The 15,234-nt window shown below is 64.6% G+C and carries 13 protein-coding genes and 1 tRNA gene; 7 read left to right on the top strand and 7 right to left on the bottom strand.

Going from position 1 to position 15,234, the window contains the following annotated elements; all coding sequences use genetic code 11:
* Positions 1–94 precede the first annotated feature (94 nt).
* Together BBBF_RS07450 and BBBF_RS07445 are read left to right on the top strand one after the other, a co-directional pair.
* Positions 95–1,810 carry a PspC domain-containing protein gene (locus BBBF_RS07450; RefSeq protein WP_021647746.1) on the top strand — a complete coding sequence of 572 codons (1,716 nt, stop codon included), beginning with the start codon at positions 95–97 and terminating at the stop codon, positions 1,808–1,810.
* A 32-nt stretch (positions 1,811–1,842) separates the two neighbouring features.
* Positions 1,843–2,820 (top strand): hypothetical protein, encoded by a 978-nt coding sequence (locus BBBF_RS07445; protein ID WP_021647747.1) that lies wholly within the window; start codon positions 1,843–1,845, stop codon positions 2,818–2,820.
* 54 nt (positions 2,821–2,874) lie between these two features.
* On the opposite strand, the gene BBBF_RS07440 is transcribed toward BBBF_RS07445, so the two are convergent.
* The 4 genes from BBBF_RS07440 to BBBF_RS07425 all read right to left on the bottom strand — a co-directional run bounded on the left by BBBF_RS07440 (position 2,875) and on the right by BBBF_RS07425 (position 7,219).
* A complete protein-coding gene (locus BBBF_RS07440; protein WP_021647748.1) occupies positions 2,875–3,486 on the bottom strand; it encodes a DUF4125 family protein in 612 nt (203 codons plus the stop codon).
* A 68-nt stretch (positions 3,487–3,554) separates the two neighbouring features.
* Positions 3,555–5,618 carry a DUF4037 domain-containing protein gene (locus BBBF_RS07435; RefSeq protein ID WP_021647749.1) on the bottom strand — a complete coding sequence of 688 codons (2,064 nt, stop codon included), beginning with the start codon at positions 5,616–5,618 and terminating at the stop codon, positions 3,555–3,557.
* Positions 5,619–5,794: 176 nt separating this feature from the next.
* Positions 5,795–6,982: an MFS transporter gene (locus BBBF_RS07430; RefSeq protein WP_014760592.1), complete on the bottom strand. Its 1,188-nt coding sequence runs from the start codon at positions 6,980–6,982 to the stop codon at positions 5,795–5,797.
* A gap of 163 nt (positions 6,983–7,145) precedes the next feature.
* Positions 7,146–7,219, bottom strand: a tRNA-Pro gene (locus BBBF_RS07425).
* Between the two features lie 129 nt (positions 7,220–7,348).
* On the opposite strand from BBBF_RS07425, the gene lysS reads away from it, so the two are divergent.
* From lysS to BBBF_RS07405, 4 genes are all read left to right on the top strand, one after another.
* The gene (lysS, locus tag BBBF_RS07420; RefSeq protein WP_003814662.1) at positions 7,349–9,040 is read left to right on the top strand and encodes a lysine--tRNA ligase; all 1,692 of its coding nucleotides are present in this window, start codon (positions 7,349–7,351) and stop codon (positions 9,038–9,040) included.
* 216 nt (positions 9,041–9,256) lie between these two features.
* Positions 9,257–10,222 (top strand): 1,4-dihydroxy-2-naphthoate octaprenyltransferase, encoded by a 966-nt coding sequence (menA, locus tag BBBF_RS07415; protein ID WP_003814664.1) that lies wholly within the window; start codon positions 9,257–9,259, stop codon positions 10,220–10,222.
* A 77-nt stretch (positions 10,223–10,299) separates the two neighbouring features.
* Positions 10,300–11,040: a phosphoglyceromutase gene (locus tag BBBF_RS07410; RefSeq protein ID WP_003814666.1), complete on the top strand. Its 741-nt coding sequence runs from the start codon at positions 10,300–10,302 to the stop codon at positions 11,038–11,040.
* Positions 11,041–11,189: 149 nt separating this feature from the next.
* A complete protein-coding gene (locus BBBF_RS07405; RefSeq protein WP_229026557.1) occupies positions 11,190–11,354 on the top strand; it encodes a hypothetical protein in 165 nt (54 codons plus the stop codon).
* Positions 11,355–11,574: 220 nt separating this feature from the next.
* On the opposite strand, the gene phoU is transcribed toward BBBF_RS07405, so the two are convergent.
* Positions 11,575–12,255 carry a phosphate signaling complex protein PhoU gene (phoU, locus tag BBBF_RS07400; protein WP_003814671.1) on the bottom strand — a complete coding sequence of 227 codons (681 nt, stop codon included), beginning with the start codon at positions 12,253–12,255 and terminating at the stop codon, positions 11,575–11,577.
* Between the two features lie 183 nt (positions 12,256–12,438).
* On the opposite strand from phoU, the gene BBBF_RS07395 reads away from it, so the two are divergent.
* Positions 12,439–13,707, top strand: coding sequence for a sensor histidine kinase (locus tag BBBF_RS07395; RefSeq protein ID WP_021647752.1), 1,269 nt, complete (start codon positions 12,439–12,441; stop codon positions 13,705–13,707).
* Between the two features lie 6 nt (positions 13,708–13,713).
* Here the strand turns inward: BBBF_RS07395 and BBBF_RS07390 are convergent, their stop codons facing one another.
* Together BBBF_RS07390 and serC are read right to left on the bottom strand one after the other, a co-directional pair.
* Positions 13,714–13,968 (bottom strand): hypothetical protein, encoded by a 255-nt coding sequence (locus BBBF_RS07390; protein ID WP_003814675.1) that lies wholly within the window; start codon positions 13,966–13,968, stop codon positions 13,714–13,716.
* A gap of 110 nt (positions 13,969–14,078) precedes the next feature.
* On the bottom strand, positions 14,079–15,221 hold the full coding sequence (gene serC, locus BBBF_RS07385; RefSeq protein WP_021647753.1) for a phosphoserine transaminase: 1,143 nt from the start codon (positions 15,219–15,221) through the stop codon (positions 14,079–14,081).
* Positions 15,222–15,234 lie beyond the last annotated feature (13 nt).

Here is a 15,234-nt window from a genome sequence, read left to right as displayed (position 1 = left end):
GGGGAAGACGACATGGGGCATAACGCCCCGGTTCAGGGAACAATCAGGGTGTCCCCCGATGCGTGCGGCGGCCGGTTGCTGCTGTAATGGAAGCATGAACGATACAACGTATGCCTATGACGCGGGTGGCGCCGCCGGCCCCGGCACGAATGGTTCGGATTCGTACGGTTCAAATCCGTACGGCTCTCCTGCGCCCGGACCCCAGCCGAAGCCGAAGCGGCAGAGCGACCGGTTCTTCTCGTGGATCCGCGGCAGCGCGATGGAGCGCGGGGACGACCGGTGGATCGCCGGCGTGTGCAGCGCCATCGCGCAGCGCGTGGGATGGAGCCCGACTCTGGTGCGGGCACTGGTGCTGGCGAGCGTGGTGCTATGCGGATTCGGTTTGGCGCTGTATGCCATCGCATGGGCGCTGCTGCCCGATGCGCGGGATGGCCGTATCCTCGGCGAGGAGCTGATCGACGGGCGCTGGGATTGGAACATGCTTGGCGTGATAATCATGATGATGCTGGCGGTCGCCGTCCCCGGTGCCGGTCTCGCGGCGGCCCTGTGCGCGGCGCTGGTGCTGTGGGCCCTGGTGCAGAACGCCAACCGGCGGCATGGCGGATACGGGTCGGGCAGCGGCGTCAGCGATGCCAGCGGTACCGGCGATTCTGAGAACGGCTCATACCGGCGCGGATGGCCGGCCTCGTCATACGCCTATGACGGTGCGGACACGGGAGAGCAGGCGGCCGATGCCGGCACGGCTGGCTCATCAGGGCCCACCGCGCCGGAAACCGCGGGAAGTGCAGCGGAGTCCTCCGTAGCGTCGGTGCGTCAGCCGTTCCAGCAGCCCGCTCCGGGATACGGCTTCGGCCAGCCCCATACCGCCGATCGGCCCGCACGTCCTCCCATGCCGTACCAGTCGTCTCCGTATCGCCCATCGGCGGGGCCTCTTCCACCGAAATACGAGCGCCGCAAGCCGGCCGGTTTCGCCATCGTCATCGGCATGATCGGGCTGATGCTCGTCTCCGGTGCGGTTCTGATGCTGGCAAACGACAACTCATCCATCGAATCGATGACCCGTGTGCTCACGCTGTGGATTGGCGGCGTCTGCCTGGCTCTGGGTGCTGTCATAACGGTGCTTGGCCTGATGGGACGCCGCTCCGGAGGCCTGATTCCGCTCGCCTGGACCGCCGCGTTCGTCGCGGTCTGCGTACTGGGCGTCAACGTCGCTTACAGCTATACGGTGGATGCCATGCAGTCCGAAGGCGGCACGCTGGTCAATGTTCGCGGAGTCACGAAATATGGCGCCACCGATCAGCAGATCGCCCGATTGCAACAGGGCGTGCGGTTCGTCGGCACGAATTACGGCGACGACCGCGTCAGCATTGATCTGACGCGAGATGGCGTGCCCGGCATCAGCCCCCACAAGGTGACGGATGTCGACGGAAAGGTCAGGCAATCGACGTGTCCGGTCGGGGACCTGCGCATCTCGGCCTATCGGGCCCGGGTGATTCTGACTTTGCCGCAAGGATGCAGCTTTGCGTTCGGCAAGCGCAGCGACGGGTATCGGCTCGTCGGTTCTATCGGAGGCCGGTATACGATCACCAGAAACCAGTGGGGATACGATTTCCTGCGTCTGGACAACACGTTCTCGGGCCGTTCCGGTGAGAAGCCGGCGTGCGACGGCGGCGCATCCAACCTCGATTACAGCACCATTCCCGAAGGCGGGCCCGAACTGATCATCAACGTGCCGTACACCATCGAGGGGAAAGTGGCCGTCCGTTATGTCGATGACAGCGGCGGATGCTCATCCGATGACGCCCTGTGAGCACTGCGGGCGAATGATACAAGGAGCACATCATGAATGACGATCACGATATGACACGGCATCTTCCGAATGCCGAGGCGATGCCTGCGGATTTCGAGCAGACCGAGGCTTTGCCGACACTGGTCGGCGGCGTGTCCGAACAGGCTTCTGCCGTCACGCAGGCGTTGCCGGTCGAGCCGACGCAGGCGTTGCCGGTCGAGCCGACACAGACGCTGCCGGTTGCCGAGACAGAGGCGATGCCGGTAGAAAAGGTCGCGGTGCCGCAGGCCGAGACCAAGTCGTTGCCGGTTGACTCCGCGTCGACCGAGAAGTTGTCTGCCGAACCACTTGCGGCCGGGGCGGTTTCGGACGAATCGGCGGCCCCCGTGGATGACGGCCAGACCGAGACCGAGCCTGCCGCCGACGCATTCGGGAGTCCCGCCGCCGCTTCCGATCGGCGAACCGGCGATGTTCCGGCCGGAGCCACAACGGCCGGCGATGTTCCTGACAAAGGGCAGCCTCTTGCCGCCGCGCCATCCACAGGCGCGGGCGCCACGCAACAGCCTGATGCCGCCACGGCCTTCGCCGCGGGTGATACAGAGCAGCCCGGTCCGGCACCTCAGCAGATTCCGCTGTACAGCACGCAGCCCCCGCGAGAGCATGACGGATACGGACCGAACCGCCCGGATGCGGGTCCTGCATACGCCGCTCCGGCCGGTCCCTGGGTCCAGCCGGGTGCGGGCTCCAATTACGTGCAAGTGCCGCGGGACGTGCCGGTGCGTCCGGTCATCCGCAAGACAGGGCCGAGCGCCGCCACACTGACATTGGGTGTGTTCATGCTGCTGGTCGGCGCGGTGGCGATCCTGTTCGGAGTGAGGTTCCCCAATGGCGTGCTCGCATGGTTCGATATGGATCCCCGCGTGATGTTCGCCATCGGGTGCGCGGTGGTCGGCGGGGCGCTGATCCTGATCGCCATCATCTGGTCTCTGGCAAAGATAGCGCGCAACGCACGAACGCCCCATGACGAGTGACATATCGATCGGTGCCTTGCCGGCGGCCCTGCCGGCAAGGCACCGATTCCCGCGTCAGCCCTGTGCGGCCTCCGCTTCGGCGAGATCGGCGAAACCTGCGAGGGCGACGGTGTGGGCGATCGTCTCCTCGGTCAGGTTCCGACCCTTTTGGAGCAGATCGTCGACGAAACGCCGGTACAGGGCCATCGTGCGTTCCGAGTAGGTGCCGAGCTCCCCGCGCAGATATGTTTCGAACGACGTGGATTGCGCGGTGTCCTCCGCGGTGCGCAGCACGCGCATGGCCCGGCCGAGTTTCGGGTAGCGGGCACGGAAGTCCTCGGCCCACGCCACCTGCGTCGCGATGACATGCTCCTGCGTCGCGATACGTTCATCGCTCAACCGGGGTATGTACGGTTCGATGTTGTCATGGAAATCCTGCGGTGCCGTGGACTCCATCATGCGACCGTACTTCTCCGTGACCAGATTGCGCCCGACACGCTCGGCTTCGACCAGATCGGCCAGATAACTGTCCAGCAGCGGATCGGGCCATGTCATGAACTGGCTCGTGCGCATCTGCCGGAACACCGGCCAATTGCCTTGGCAGGCGGCCCGCCCGCCCTCGTTGTTCGTGCGCTGGAACTGATCCCATTCATGACGCACTATCCGCTCGATCAGCTGGTCGCTCATCCGCCGCCTCTTTCCCGTTGTCCGTTATCGTCGTTGCCGCCGTCATCTCCCGTGCCGGTCACGCCCTGTCACAGGGAATGCAGACAAGCCGCGTCGCTGGCGATGTGCTCCTCGACATATGGCCGTTGCCACTCCAGGAACGTCTCGTCGCTGCCGGTCAGTCCCTCTCGGCGCAGCTCGGCCACGACCTCGGCGCAGACGTGCTCGATGGTCTGGGATATCTTCTCGGCGACCGGTGCCGACCCCTTGCCGCCCTCGCCGAAACCGGCACCGCCATAGCAGGCGGCGGAGCTCAGCCGCAGCAGCGTCTCCAGCTGCCCGCACACATCGGCGAGCCTCGCCGCCATGCGGGACGACAGCCGCCGAAGCGCGGCGAACCGCCACTTGTAATACGGCAGGTATCCCACGGTGATCGGATTGTTGAGCAGGAACACCAGTGATGCCGCCGCCTGCACGAACTCGCCGATCGACAGCCAGGCGGCCGCACCGTCGCCGCGCGCGAGCATGCGCGGCACATTGTATTGCCCGGCCTGCGCCATCATGCCCAGACGCTTGGATATCAGCGCCAGCCGCACGTCCTCCGGCATGGTCTTGAACCCCTGCCGGGTGTCGAGGAACTTGCCCAACGGGTCGGCGAACACCTCGCCGTTGGTGGCGGCGGCAAGCGTCGCCTCATCCAGCATCAGCCACTCGTGCGGGTTGTTGGTGCTTGGCGCCTGACGGTATCCGGTGATCGACTCGAAGAAATCGCCGATGCGGAACACTCCGTCGCGCCTGCCTGCACCCTGAGCCCTGGCGGTGGACTCGCGCGGGCCGTATCCCATGAACGATTGGGGGAGCGCCTCGTAATCGGCCTGAAGGCGCTCGCCGATCGCCGCATAATCCTCGTCGGTGAGCCATAGACAGAAGCGTGGGCCGAAATCATGGTCGCGCGAGAGATCGTCATCGAACCCGTAGCATTCCGATCCGTGGCCCACCAGTCCCGCCGCGATGCGCCCCTGATATTCCGGGTATTTGTCGGCGATGAGCGGTTTGCCGTAGGCGTTCCAGCATTCGCGTGCCAGCTTGAGGCCGCATATGGGTGAGGTGCCGGTGGGTGAGGCGGTAGCGGACGGAACGGCGGCGGATGGGGTGCCGGCGGGTGCTGTGCCGGGCGTGCCGGAACCATTCCCACCTGCGCTCGCATCCTGTGAAACATTCTGTGAAACATTCGCGGGGGCATGCTCGGAGGCCTCGTGTTCGGCCTGCCGCAGGTTGCTCTCGGTGATGCGGTAATAATCAGTGTCCTTGCCGTAGCATTCCTCGATGACCTGCAGGGCCTGGCAGTACAGGTTCACCGCCTGCCCGTAATCATGCTGGTGGAAACGCACCTGCGCGTAGCCGGCCAGCGCCGAAGCGTAATGGGCGCTGTGCTCAAGATGACCGTTGCGGTAGATCTCCAACGCCTTCGCCGCATGCCAGCTCGCGGCGGACAGCTTGTCTTCGGCGAGCAGCGTCAACGCCAGATTCGTGTGCGTCGAGGCCACGTCGAGGTCGGTTTCGGCATCCGGGCTCGACGATTCCAGTATGCGCAGGGCCTCGCCCAGCTCCACCTCGGCCTGATGCGTTTTCCCGGTCTCGCTGTACAGCATCGACAGGTTGTTGTGCAGGGCGGCGAGTCGCCGGTCGCTGGGGGCGAGCGTGCGCTCGCTGGACGCCTGCGCCTGCTTGTACAGATCCTCGGACTGGTCGTACTGGCCGGCCGCCCGCATGGCGGTGGCCGCATTGATCAGGGTGGTCGTCCATGCCTCGGTGCCCGTGATGCCCATACGGGTCGCGAGCTCCAGCGCCCGTTGCACGATCCACTGGTTCTCCTTGTGTCGGCCTTGCGAGCGGTAGAACCCCATCGTCTCGTTCAGCACGGTGAGCAGCCCGGCGTCATCGCCGGCGTTCTCCGCGTCGATCATGGCCTGCTCCAGGTACGGCCCTGCCTTGGCGGCGGCGTGCGCGTCGAAGATCGCGTCGAGCCCGGCGAGGAACCGTTGCGTGTCAAAAGGCTGCTCGGAAGGTCGGGGCTCGTCCCCGGCTTGGTCCGGTGCCGCGTCATCGTCGAACGCGGCCATCAGCTTCGCCATCAGTGCATCATCGTTCATGTCATCTCCTTGCCATGAAACCGGTTTCTACCAGTCTAGGAAGCCTTGGTGATGACGTTTTCGGCGTGTGATGTGAGTTATATAACAAACCCCGCTCTCAAAACTCGCAGATATACCGGTGATTCAGCGAAATTCCACTTGTATCTGCGAGTTTTGAGAGCTATATCCCGCGAAACTCACACCGTGATCTCGCGCATACGCTCCAGCGCGTCGGTGTGCGTCTCGTGACGCATGGAGTATATGGTCAGCAGCGCCACCGCGATGACCGCCAGCGGCACGCCGCCCAATGCGGTGAAGTGGTAGTTCATGCCTGACAAGTTCAGCATGCCGCCGCCGACCATCGAGCCGACCGCGTTGCCGAAGTTGAACGCCACCTGCACGGCCGCGCCGGCCAGCAGCTCGCCGCCGCCCTTGCCGGATTCGGTCATCAGCAGCTGCTGTGGGGCGGAGATGAAGAACAGGCCGAACGCGATCCAGAACGTGAAGATGGCGGCGCTCACATGGTTGCCGGGCACCAGGAACACCAGCAGCAGGCCGACGCCGGAGATCGCCTGCCCGAGGGCTGCGGTTCCCGCGTGACGCCAGTTGTCGGTGATACGCCCGCCGATGATGCCGCCGACCACCATGCCGAATCCGGCGAGCATCATCAGGAACGGCACCATGTCGCTGTCGTATCCGCCGGTCTTCTGCAGCCACGGCGACACGTAGCTCCACCAGCAGAACACGCCGGCGTTGCCGGTGAACACCGCGCCCAGAATCAGCCACGGTCCAGGCTTTCGGAGGAACCTGAACTGGCCGGCCAGACCGACGTCCTTCACCGGCGCGATGGCGGGAACCCAGGCAAGCGCGAGGAACACGGTCATCGCGGCCCAGGCGCTGAGCACGATGAACGCAAGCCTCCATGACAGGAACTCCGACATCAGCGTGCCGGCCGGCACGCCGATCATGTTGGCGACGGTCTGACCGGTGACCATGGCGGAGACGGCCTGCGCCTCCTTGCCCTTGTCGGCCACGGTCTTGGCGATCAGCGTGGCAGTGCCGAAGAACGCGCCGTGGGGCAGTCCCGAGATGAAACGGGCAGCCAGCAGCATGGGCGCATTGACGGAGAACGCCGACAGGACGTTGCCGACGAAGGCGATCACCATGAACATGATGATCAGCTGCTTCGGCGGGATCTTGCGCCCGAACACCAGGATCAGCGTGCCGATGCACACGCCGATCGCATAGGCGGAAATGAAGTGGCCGGCGGTCGGGATATCGACGTGCATCGCCTCGGCGGTCTGGGGCAGGATGCCCATCATCACGAATTCGGCCGCGCCGAGGATGAACGCGCCGGAAGCCAAGGCAAGCAGGCTTTTCTTCATGGTTCCCTCTTCATCACATCTCGCGGGCGTGCCCGCGCGTGGGTGTCGTTTGTTGTGATTGTCGCTGATGGTTGTGGTGGTCCCGCAGTGTGAGACTGCGGGAGCTGCCAAGCCACCGGTAAGAAGAAGGCCAGACCGCTGACGCGATCTGGCCTTCATGTTGTCGGGCTGGCGGGATTTGAACCCGCGGCCTCTTCGTCCCGAACGAAGCGCGCTACCAAGCTGCGCTACAGCCCGTTTTGGCAACGCAGGCTATAATACAACGAAATCCCGGACAAGCCAAACCGGCGTGGCGTGGCATCCCGAAAACCGCGGAATATCAACGGACTTTCGGCGTGTATCGCCATCTCATTACACTGTGACATTATGAGTCAGACGCAAGAAACCCCCGAATCCCTGAACGACGACGAGACGGCGCCCGCTGTTCCCGTCATGACCACGGTCGAACGTGCCGAGATGCTGCTGCGACAGGACGCAGCCATCCGCGACCGCATCGGCGCCGGCGCAACTTTGGACGAGGCCGTCGATCCCTCCAACAAGGAGTTCGGCCCGCTCGCGCACCCCGAGCAGGTGCAGATGCGCGTCGCCAAGCGCGCGATGATGCTTGAGGCCGGCATGCAGCCCTACCCGGTGCACCTCGACGTGACCGACACCATCGAGGCCGTGCGCGCCAAGTATGACGGCAAGCTTGAAGCCGGTCAGGAGACCGAGGACGTGGTCGGCATCGCCGGGCGCGTCCTGTTTCTGCGCAACGGCGGCGGCCTGTGCTTCGTGCAGCTGTCGGCCGGCGACGGCACGAAGATCCAGGGCATGATCTCCAAGAAGGAGATCGGCGCTGACTCGCTCAAGCAGTTCAAGCAGCTTGTGGACCTCGGCGACCACCTGTACCTGCGCGGCCGCGTGATCGCGTCCAAGACCGGCGAGCTGTCGGTGTTCGCCACCGAATGGGCCATCGCGTCCAAGGCGCTGCAGCCGCTGCCCGCCCTGCACAAGGACCTGAACGACGACACGCGCACGCGCAAGCCGTACATCGGCATGATCGCCGATGAGAAGGTGCGCAACATGGTGCGCAACCGGTCCAAGGCCGTCGCCTCGCTGCGCCGCACGTTCGATGACCACGACTTCCTTGAGGTCGAGACGCCGATGCTGCAGACTATCCACGGCGGTGCCGCCGCCCGTCCGTTCACCACGCACATGAACGCCTTCGACCTGGACCTTTATCTGCGCATCGCGCCGGAACTGTTCCTCAAGCGCTGCCTCGTGGGCGGCATCGACCGCGTGTTCGAGATCAACCGCGACTTCCGCAACGAGGGCGTCGACGCCACGCATGCCCCCGAGTTCACGATGGTCGAGGCCTACCAGGCGTACGGCACCTACGACACCATCGGTCAGCTGGTCAAGGAGCTCGTGCAGAAGACCGCGATGGACGTGTTCGGCTCCCATAAGGTCACGCTGCTCGACGGCACCGAATACGATTTCGGCGGCAACTGGAAGACCATCAGCATGTATGATTCGCTCTCCGAGGCGCTCGGCGAAGAGATCGTGCCGAACGGCGGGCCGGACAACCCCGGCACTTCCGTGGAGCATCTGGGCGAGATCGCCGACAAGCTCGGCGTGGAGCGTGACGACGTTGAGAACCACGGCAAGCTCGTCGAGCACCTGTGGGAGCACTTCTACGAGGACAAGCTATACGAGCCGACCTTCGTGCGCGACTTCCCGGTCGAGACCTCCCCGCTGGTCAAGGGCCACCGCAACAAGGCCGGCGTGGTGGAGAAGTGGGACCTCTACGTGCGCGGCTTCGAGCTGGCCACCGGCTACTCCGAGCTCAACGACCCGATCGTGCAGCGCGAGCGTTTCGTGGCCCAGGCCAAGGACGCGCTGGCCGGCGACGAGGAGGCCTGCGACATCGACGAGGACTTCTTGGAGGCCCTCGGCGTGGGCATGCCCCCGGCGGGCGGCATGGGCATGGGCATCGACCGACTGCTCATCGCCCTGACCGGTGCCACGATCCGCGAGACCATCACCTTCCCTCTGGTCAAGCCGCTGGCGTTGCAGTAAACGTGCGGCGGGCCGCTGCCGGCCTTGCGTGCGGACTGCGGGCGATGACCGATTGAAACGATATGGCGGGGCTCCACGCGTGTGTGCGTGGAGCCCCGCCTGTTCATGTATCGATGCTGTGCCGACAGCCCCCCCGCCAGCGGGGCGTGCTGATGTCGGCGGATGATCATGACGACATATCCACGGAATCCGTGAAAGGCACGTACACTGGACTGTATGACTGTGAAACTGTGGATATCCGGCGCACGCCCGAAAACCTTGACGACCTCCCTGTCCTCCGTGGCGGTGGGCGCATGCTGCGCGTATCCGGTGATCGTGGGCGATCTCAACTGCGCGCAGACCCGGTCCGACACGTCGCAATGCGCGGCGGTCACCGCCGATGCGCAGGCGATGATGTCTCGGTTCTGGCTCGTCACGCTGCTGTGCGTGTGCGTGGGCGTGTTACTGCAGATCGCGGTGAACTACGCCAATGACTATTCCGATGGCATCCGCGGTGTCGATGAGGGCCGCGGTGGCAGTGAGAAGAAGACCAAGAAGCCCATGCGGCTGACCGCGTCCGGCCTGGTTCCGGCGAAGCATGTACTCGTCGCCGCCGTGGTGAGCGCTCTGCTGGCCTGCGTGTGCGGCCTCGTCGCCGTCGTCCTGTCACAGGCGTGGTGGCTGCTGCTGGTCGGCGTGCTTTGCCTGCTGGCCGGCTGGTTCTACACCGGAGGCAAGCATCCATACGGATATGCGGGATTCGGCGAACTCTCGGTGTTCCTGTTCTTCGGTTTGGCCGCCGTGCTTGGCACGCAGTATGCGCTGAGCGGTTCGGTCAGCGTGCTCGGCGTGTTGTGCGCGGTTGTCGCGGGGCTGTTGTCATGCCAGATACTGATGGTGAACAACCTGCGTGACATCAACGAGGATCGCCGGCATGGCAAGCGCACGCTCGCAGTGCGCATGGGGGAGCGTGGCGCCCGCGTGATGCTGGGCGTCTGCTGCGTCGTCGCATGGGCGATCGGCGTGTGGGTGGTGATGCTGCTGTGGACGCCGTGGGGCGGCATCCTCATGCTGTCCGGCATCGGCGTGCCGTGGCGCATGGTGACCAGCACGGGCCGTAAGGAATTCCGCAAAGCGCTGTCGGACGCCTGCTTCCAGCCCCCGTTCTTCGCCGTCATCCTGCTGATTTCGCTGATGGTGTGAGTATTCCTGCGCAAGCGTTCGGCGAAACGGTGAACAAAGGCTCGAATTTGGCCGGGCTGAGCGGTAGACTGCGAGTTATGACTTATAAACTAGTACTGCTCCGTCACGGACAGAGCGCATGGAACAAGACCAATCAGTTCACCGGCTGGGTGGACGTCCCGCTGACCGAGCAGGGCGAAGCCGAAGCCAAGCGTGGTGGCGAGCTGCTCAAGGAGAAGAACGTCCTGCCGGACATCGTCTTCACCTCCCTGCTGCGTCGTGCCATCAATACCGCCAACATCGCACTGGATGCCGCCGATCGCCTGTGGATTCCGGTTCAGCGTGACTGGCGTCTCAACGAGCGTCACTACGGCGCTCTGCAGGGCAAGAACAAGACCGAGATTCGTCAGGAGTACGGTGACGAGAAGTTCATGCTGTGGCGTCGCTCCTACGCGACCCCGCCGCCCGAGATCGACCCGAACGACCAGTACGCGCAGAACCACGACCCGCGTTACGCCGGTGACCCGGTTCCGGAAGCCGAGTGCCTGGCCAACGTCGTCGAGCGTGTCAAGCCCTACTTCGAGTCCGCCATCGAGCCTGAGCTGCGCGCCGGCAAGACCGTGCTGATCGCCGCCCACGGCAACTCGCTGCGTGCCATCGTCAAGATGCTCGACAACCTGTCCGAGGACGAGATCGCCAAGGTCAACATCCCGACCGCCATCCCGCTGCTCTACGAGCTGGACGAGAACTTCAAGCCGGTCAAGCCGCGTGGCGAGTACCTGGACCCGGAGGCCGCCGCCGCCGGTGCCGCCGCCGTCGCCGCTCAGGGCCAGAAGTGATTCTCTGACCTGGCATTAGCCTGATGCATAGGGCCGTTCCCTCATGGGAGCGGCCCTTTTGCGTATCCGGCCACGCCCCGACGTGTGTGATGTAGGCCGAGGGGGGCGTCTCCTCGGTATGCGAAACGCTGCTCGGCGTATTCGGCGCCGTGGCACCGGTCGTGGTCGGCGGCATGCTGCGGTTCGTGCCGGGCGGGTTCACGCTGATCGCCGCCGTGGTGTGTGCGCTGGCCACGGCGGGCATGGTCGTGGCCGTCTTCTCGCCGATTCGCACCATTCCCGCTTCCGCTGACTGGGAGCGCGGCGAAGCGTGACTCGTGCGGGGTGTCACGCTGCGAGGGCGCGCGCGGTGACGCAACTCACGCACGGTGACGTCGCGATGGAGTCTATGATCCGGGTTCCAAAGCCGCGCACCGCCCGTCGGGGCATACAAAAACGGCGAGCAGCCGTGGCCGTCTCGCCGTTCATGGGACTCTCCGTGGAGAGAAGTTCAGTTATGGCGGAATGCCGGTGACGGCATCGCCGCGGTCGTCGTCACTCGACGGCGCCGTCCTCGTCGCGCGACGGCTCCTTGCTCGGATCGAAGCCGGACACGATGTACACGACGCGGCGGGAGGCCGACACGGCGTGGTCGCCAAGACGCTCCATGAAGCGGCCGAGCAGCACGACGTCGATCAGCTGCTGACGGCTGCCGGTCCACTTGTCGGACAGAGCCAGGTCGAAGGTCTTGTGGTGCAGCGCGTCGAGCTTGTCGTCGTCGAGGATGATCTCCTCGGCGGTTTTGGCGTCGCGGTCCTGCAGCATGACGACGATGCGGTCGGCGGTCATCGACAGGAACTGCTGCATCTCGGTGAACAGCTCCGTGGCCTCGGCCGGCAGCGCCGGTTCGGGGTAGATGCGGCGTGCAGCTTCGGCGATGTGCTTCGCCAAATCGCCCATGCGCTCGAAGGTCGCAGCGAGCCGCAGCGTCGATACGACGACTCGCAGGTCGGTCGCCACCGGGTTCTGCTTGGCGAGCAGACGGATGCACTGGTCGATGACGCTGGATTCGAGGGCATCGATCTCGATGTCGCCGTCGATGACGCTCTGGGCGGCTTCGACATCCTGCTTCAGCAAGGCGTCTCCGGCCCCGTTGATGGCCTTGCGCACGTCTTGCACCATGCGATCGAGGTCATCGGCAACGGCCTTGAGCTCCTCGTCAAAAATAACGCGCATTGTTGTAGCCTTTCATGCTATGTAGTTGCTCTTGATGGAACCTCTATCAAGTGTAAGCCGCATAAGCTGTGTTTGCCTAGTGCGTGGCGGTCAGGTTCTTGAAATTGTCTCAAAATTCATTGGCTGGTTCACCCGGAATTCACGTTCGCCGCATGTCGCCTCTCGGTGTGAGACAATGGAACCATGCCTCAGTTTCAGCCGTCGGTATGGATTTTTGTAGTTTTCGCGCTATTGGCGCTGGCCGCATTGGCGGGAATCGGCTTTTTCATCGCGGACCGGCTGCAGCCCGTCATCATGAACGCGCTGCGCAGCAATGACCGCTTGCCGTCGTTGCAGTCTCGGCGTCGCGGCGCGCGCCGTCGTCAGGAGGATGACGAGCCGGCCGATGATCTGGATGACTCCACCCAGCTGGTGCTGTCGATGCTCTCGCTGGCGTCGGTCGTGGTGGACGATCAGGACGAGGTGGTCCGTGCCAATCCTGCGGCCTATAGACTCGGCTTGGTGCGTGATGACACGCTGATCGAACCTACGTTGCTTGACGCGGTGCACAAGGTGATGAAGGACGGTTCCCGGTGCTCGTTCGACCTGGAGACTCAGACGCCGGAGCAGTTCATGACGATGAACGGATTCGATGCCGCGGCTGCCGATGACGGCCTGACCGCAGAGGCCTCGTCTCGGCCGAACTGGCTGAAGGTGACGGTGGGACGCATCGGCGACCATCTGGTGCTCGTGCTGATCAACGATGTCAGCGAGTCGATCCGGTTCGCTCAGATTCGAGACTCGTTCATATCGAACGTCTCCGAACAGCTGCTGCAACCGACCCGCGCGCTGGAGCGGCTGGCCGATTCGTTGGAGAGCGCGGACGTGAGCCACGAGCAGCTGTCGAACCACGCGCGGCAGGTGCGGCATTCCTGTGTGCGGCTCGACCGCATGATCTCTGACCTGCTGATGCTGATTAAGGCTCAGGAGCCGGTGACGGCTTCGGAGGCGAACCGTTGCGACCTGTTCTCGCAGGTTTCCGGGGCCGTGGATGATCTTGCCGGCACTGCGCGGGATGCCGGGGTGCAGGTGCGGGTCGGCGGCAAGAGCCCCGTGATGATTCACGGGGAGGCCGATCAGATTCGCATGGCCGTGCGCAAGATGGTGGAGAATGCGATCGTGTATTCACACCCAGGCGGGGCGGTCGGCGTCTCCGTCGCCCTGTCTTCGGACGGGAAGAACGCCGTGGTGCGTGTCATCGATCATGGCGAGGGCGTGCCGAAGGCCGATCTGCCCCGTATCTTCGAACGGTTCTACCGCGGTTCCAACCAGAACGAGCGCACGACCGACGGCATCGGTCTGGGATTGGCGATCGTCAAGCATGCGGCGCTCGCCCATCACGGCGATGTGACGGTGTGGAGCGCTCCCGGGCAGGGCAGCACGTTCACGCTGTCGCTGCCGGTGGGGGACTGATACGGCTCAGTTGCCGAGACGCCGGTAATCCCAGCGGTCGAAATGCTCCCATACCAGCATCATGACGCCGATGATCAGTCCGGCCGCGCACATGATGAGCAATTGCAGCACATCCAGCCCGCACGCGAGCAGTATCGCGCTGACGATCAGCGCGACCGACCACAGCACGCAGCCGATGAGGAACGTCTTGCGCAGGTCGACGCGCACCGGTTTCGGTGCCGGCTTGCGTACTTCAGGATTGATGATGGCTGCGAATTTCATACCTATATACCTTAGCGCATGGGATGAATCGGGCGGGTGGCGGTACATACACCGGCACCCGCCCGAGCGTTCAGTCCTTGATGATCGGGCGGCTCTTGCTGCCGCGTCCGTCACAGGTGCTCGACGACGTAATCGATGCACGCGGTGAGCGCGGCCACGTCCGACGGCTCCACCGAGGGGAACACGCCGATGCGCAGCTGGTTGCGCCCGAGCTTGCGGTATCCGGACGTGTCTACGATGCCGTTCTCGCGCAGCGCGGCGATGACCTGTTTGGCGCTGACCGCGTCATCCAGGTCGACGGTGACGACCGCATTGGAGCGCGAGCCCGGGTCGGCGACGAACGGCCGGGCGTATTCGCTGCGCTCCGCCCACTCGTACAGCAGCGCGGCGGACTGCGCGCAACGTGCCGTGGACCAGGCCATGCCGCCATTCTCGTTGAGCCAGCGCACCTGGTTCTCCAGCATGATTAGCGTGGCGACCGACGGCGTGTTCAGGGTCTGATCCTTGCGTGCGTTGTCGAGCGCAGAGGTCAGCGAGAGGAACGGCGGAACCCAACGGCGGGAGCCTTCGAGCTTGGCTTCGCCCTCGACCTGCTGCGCACGTGCGATGGCGCGCGGCGACAGCACCGCGATCCACAGGCCGCCGTCGGAGCCGAACGCCTTCTGCGGGGAGAAGTAGTACGCGTCGGTCTGACTGACATCCACCGGCAACGCGCCGGCAGCGCTGGTGCCATCGACCACGACGATCGCGTTCTGCTCGTCGCTGCCTTCCACGCGCCGCACCGGTGCCGACACGCCGGTGGAGGTCTCGTTGTGCGCCCACGCGTAGGTGTCCACGCCGTCGGTGCGCTCGGGGAGCCGATAGGTGCCCGGCTCTCCCGCGAAGATGACGGGGTCGTCGAGGAAGGGCGCGCTCTGCGCCGACTTGGCGAACTTCGTGCTGAATGAGCCGTATGTGCCGAATGCGGCCTTGCCGGCGATGAGCGACGCGCAGGCGATGTCCCAGAAGGCGCTCGCGCCGCCGTTGCCGAGCGCGATCTCATATCCGTCGGGCAGGGAGAAGAACGAACCGAGTCCTTCACGGATGGAGGCGACCAGGGATTTCACCGGCGTCTGCCGGTGTGAGGTGCCGAGGAGCGTCTTGCCGCCGCGTTCGAGCGCGTCCACCTGCTCGGGGCGGATCTTGCTGGGGCCGGAGCCGAATCGTCCGTCTTCGGGCTTCATTGAGGACGGGATGTTCACGATATTGTCCATATGTTCAACACTA

Origin of the sequence: Bifidobacterium bifidum ATCC 29521 = JCM 1255 = DSM 20456, assembly GCF_001025135.1 — a bacterium.
Lineage (GTDB): Bacteria > Actinomycetota > Actinomycetes > Actinomycetales > Bifidobacteriaceae > Bifidobacterium > Bifidobacterium bifidum.
Note: the sequence above shows the minus strand (reverse complement) of the source record. Positions and strands in the feature narration are given on the sequence as shown.

Bases quoted from the DNA above. Each gene is read 5' to 3' on its own strand.
- BBBF_RS07445 (WP_021647747.1), top strand. From the start codon at position 1,843: ATGAATGACGATCACGATATGACACGGCATCTTCCGAATGCCGAGGCG.
- menA (WP_003814664.1), top strand. From the start codon at position 9,257: ATGACTGTGAAACTGTGGATATCCGGCGCACGCCCGAAAACCTTGACG.
- BBBF_RS07395 (WP_021647752.1), top strand. From the start codon at position 12,439: ATGCCTCAGTTTCAGCCGTCGGTATGGATTTTTGTAGTTTTCGCGCTA.
- phoU (WP_003814671.1), bottom strand. From the start codon at position 12,255: ATGCGCGTTATTTTTGACGAGGAGCTCAAGGCCGTTGCCGATGACCTC.
- BBBF_RS07435 (WP_021647749.1), bottom strand. From the start codon at position 5,618: ATGAACGATGATGCACTGATGGCGAAGCTGATGGCCGCGTTCGACGAT.
- BBBF_RS07410 (WP_003814666.1), top strand. From the start codon at position 10,300: ATGACTTATAAACTAGTACTGCTCCGTCACGGACAGAGCGCATGGAAC.
- serC (WP_021647753.1), bottom strand. From the start codon at position 15,221: ATGGACAATATCGTGAACATCCCGTCCTCAATGAAGCCCGAAGACGGA.
- BBBF_RS07440 (WP_021647748.1), bottom strand. From the start codon at position 3,486: ATGAGCGACCAGCTGATCGAGCGGATAGTGCGTCATGAATGGGATCAG.
- BBBF_RS07450 (WP_021647746.1), top strand. From the start codon at position 95: ATGAACGATACAACGTATGCCTATGACGCGGGTGGCGCCGCCGGCCCC.
- lysS (WP_003814662.1), top strand. From the start codon at position 7,349: ATGAGTCAGACGCAAGAAACCCCCGAATCCCTGAACGACGACGAGACG.
- BBBF_RS07430 (WP_014760592.1), bottom strand. From the start codon at position 6,982: ATGAAGAAAAGCCTGCTTGCCTTGGCTTCCGGCGCGTTCATCCTCGGC.
- BBBF_RS07390 (WP_003814675.1), bottom strand. From the start codon at position 13,968: ATGAAATTCGCAGCCATCATCAATCCTGAAGTACGCAAGCCGGCACCG.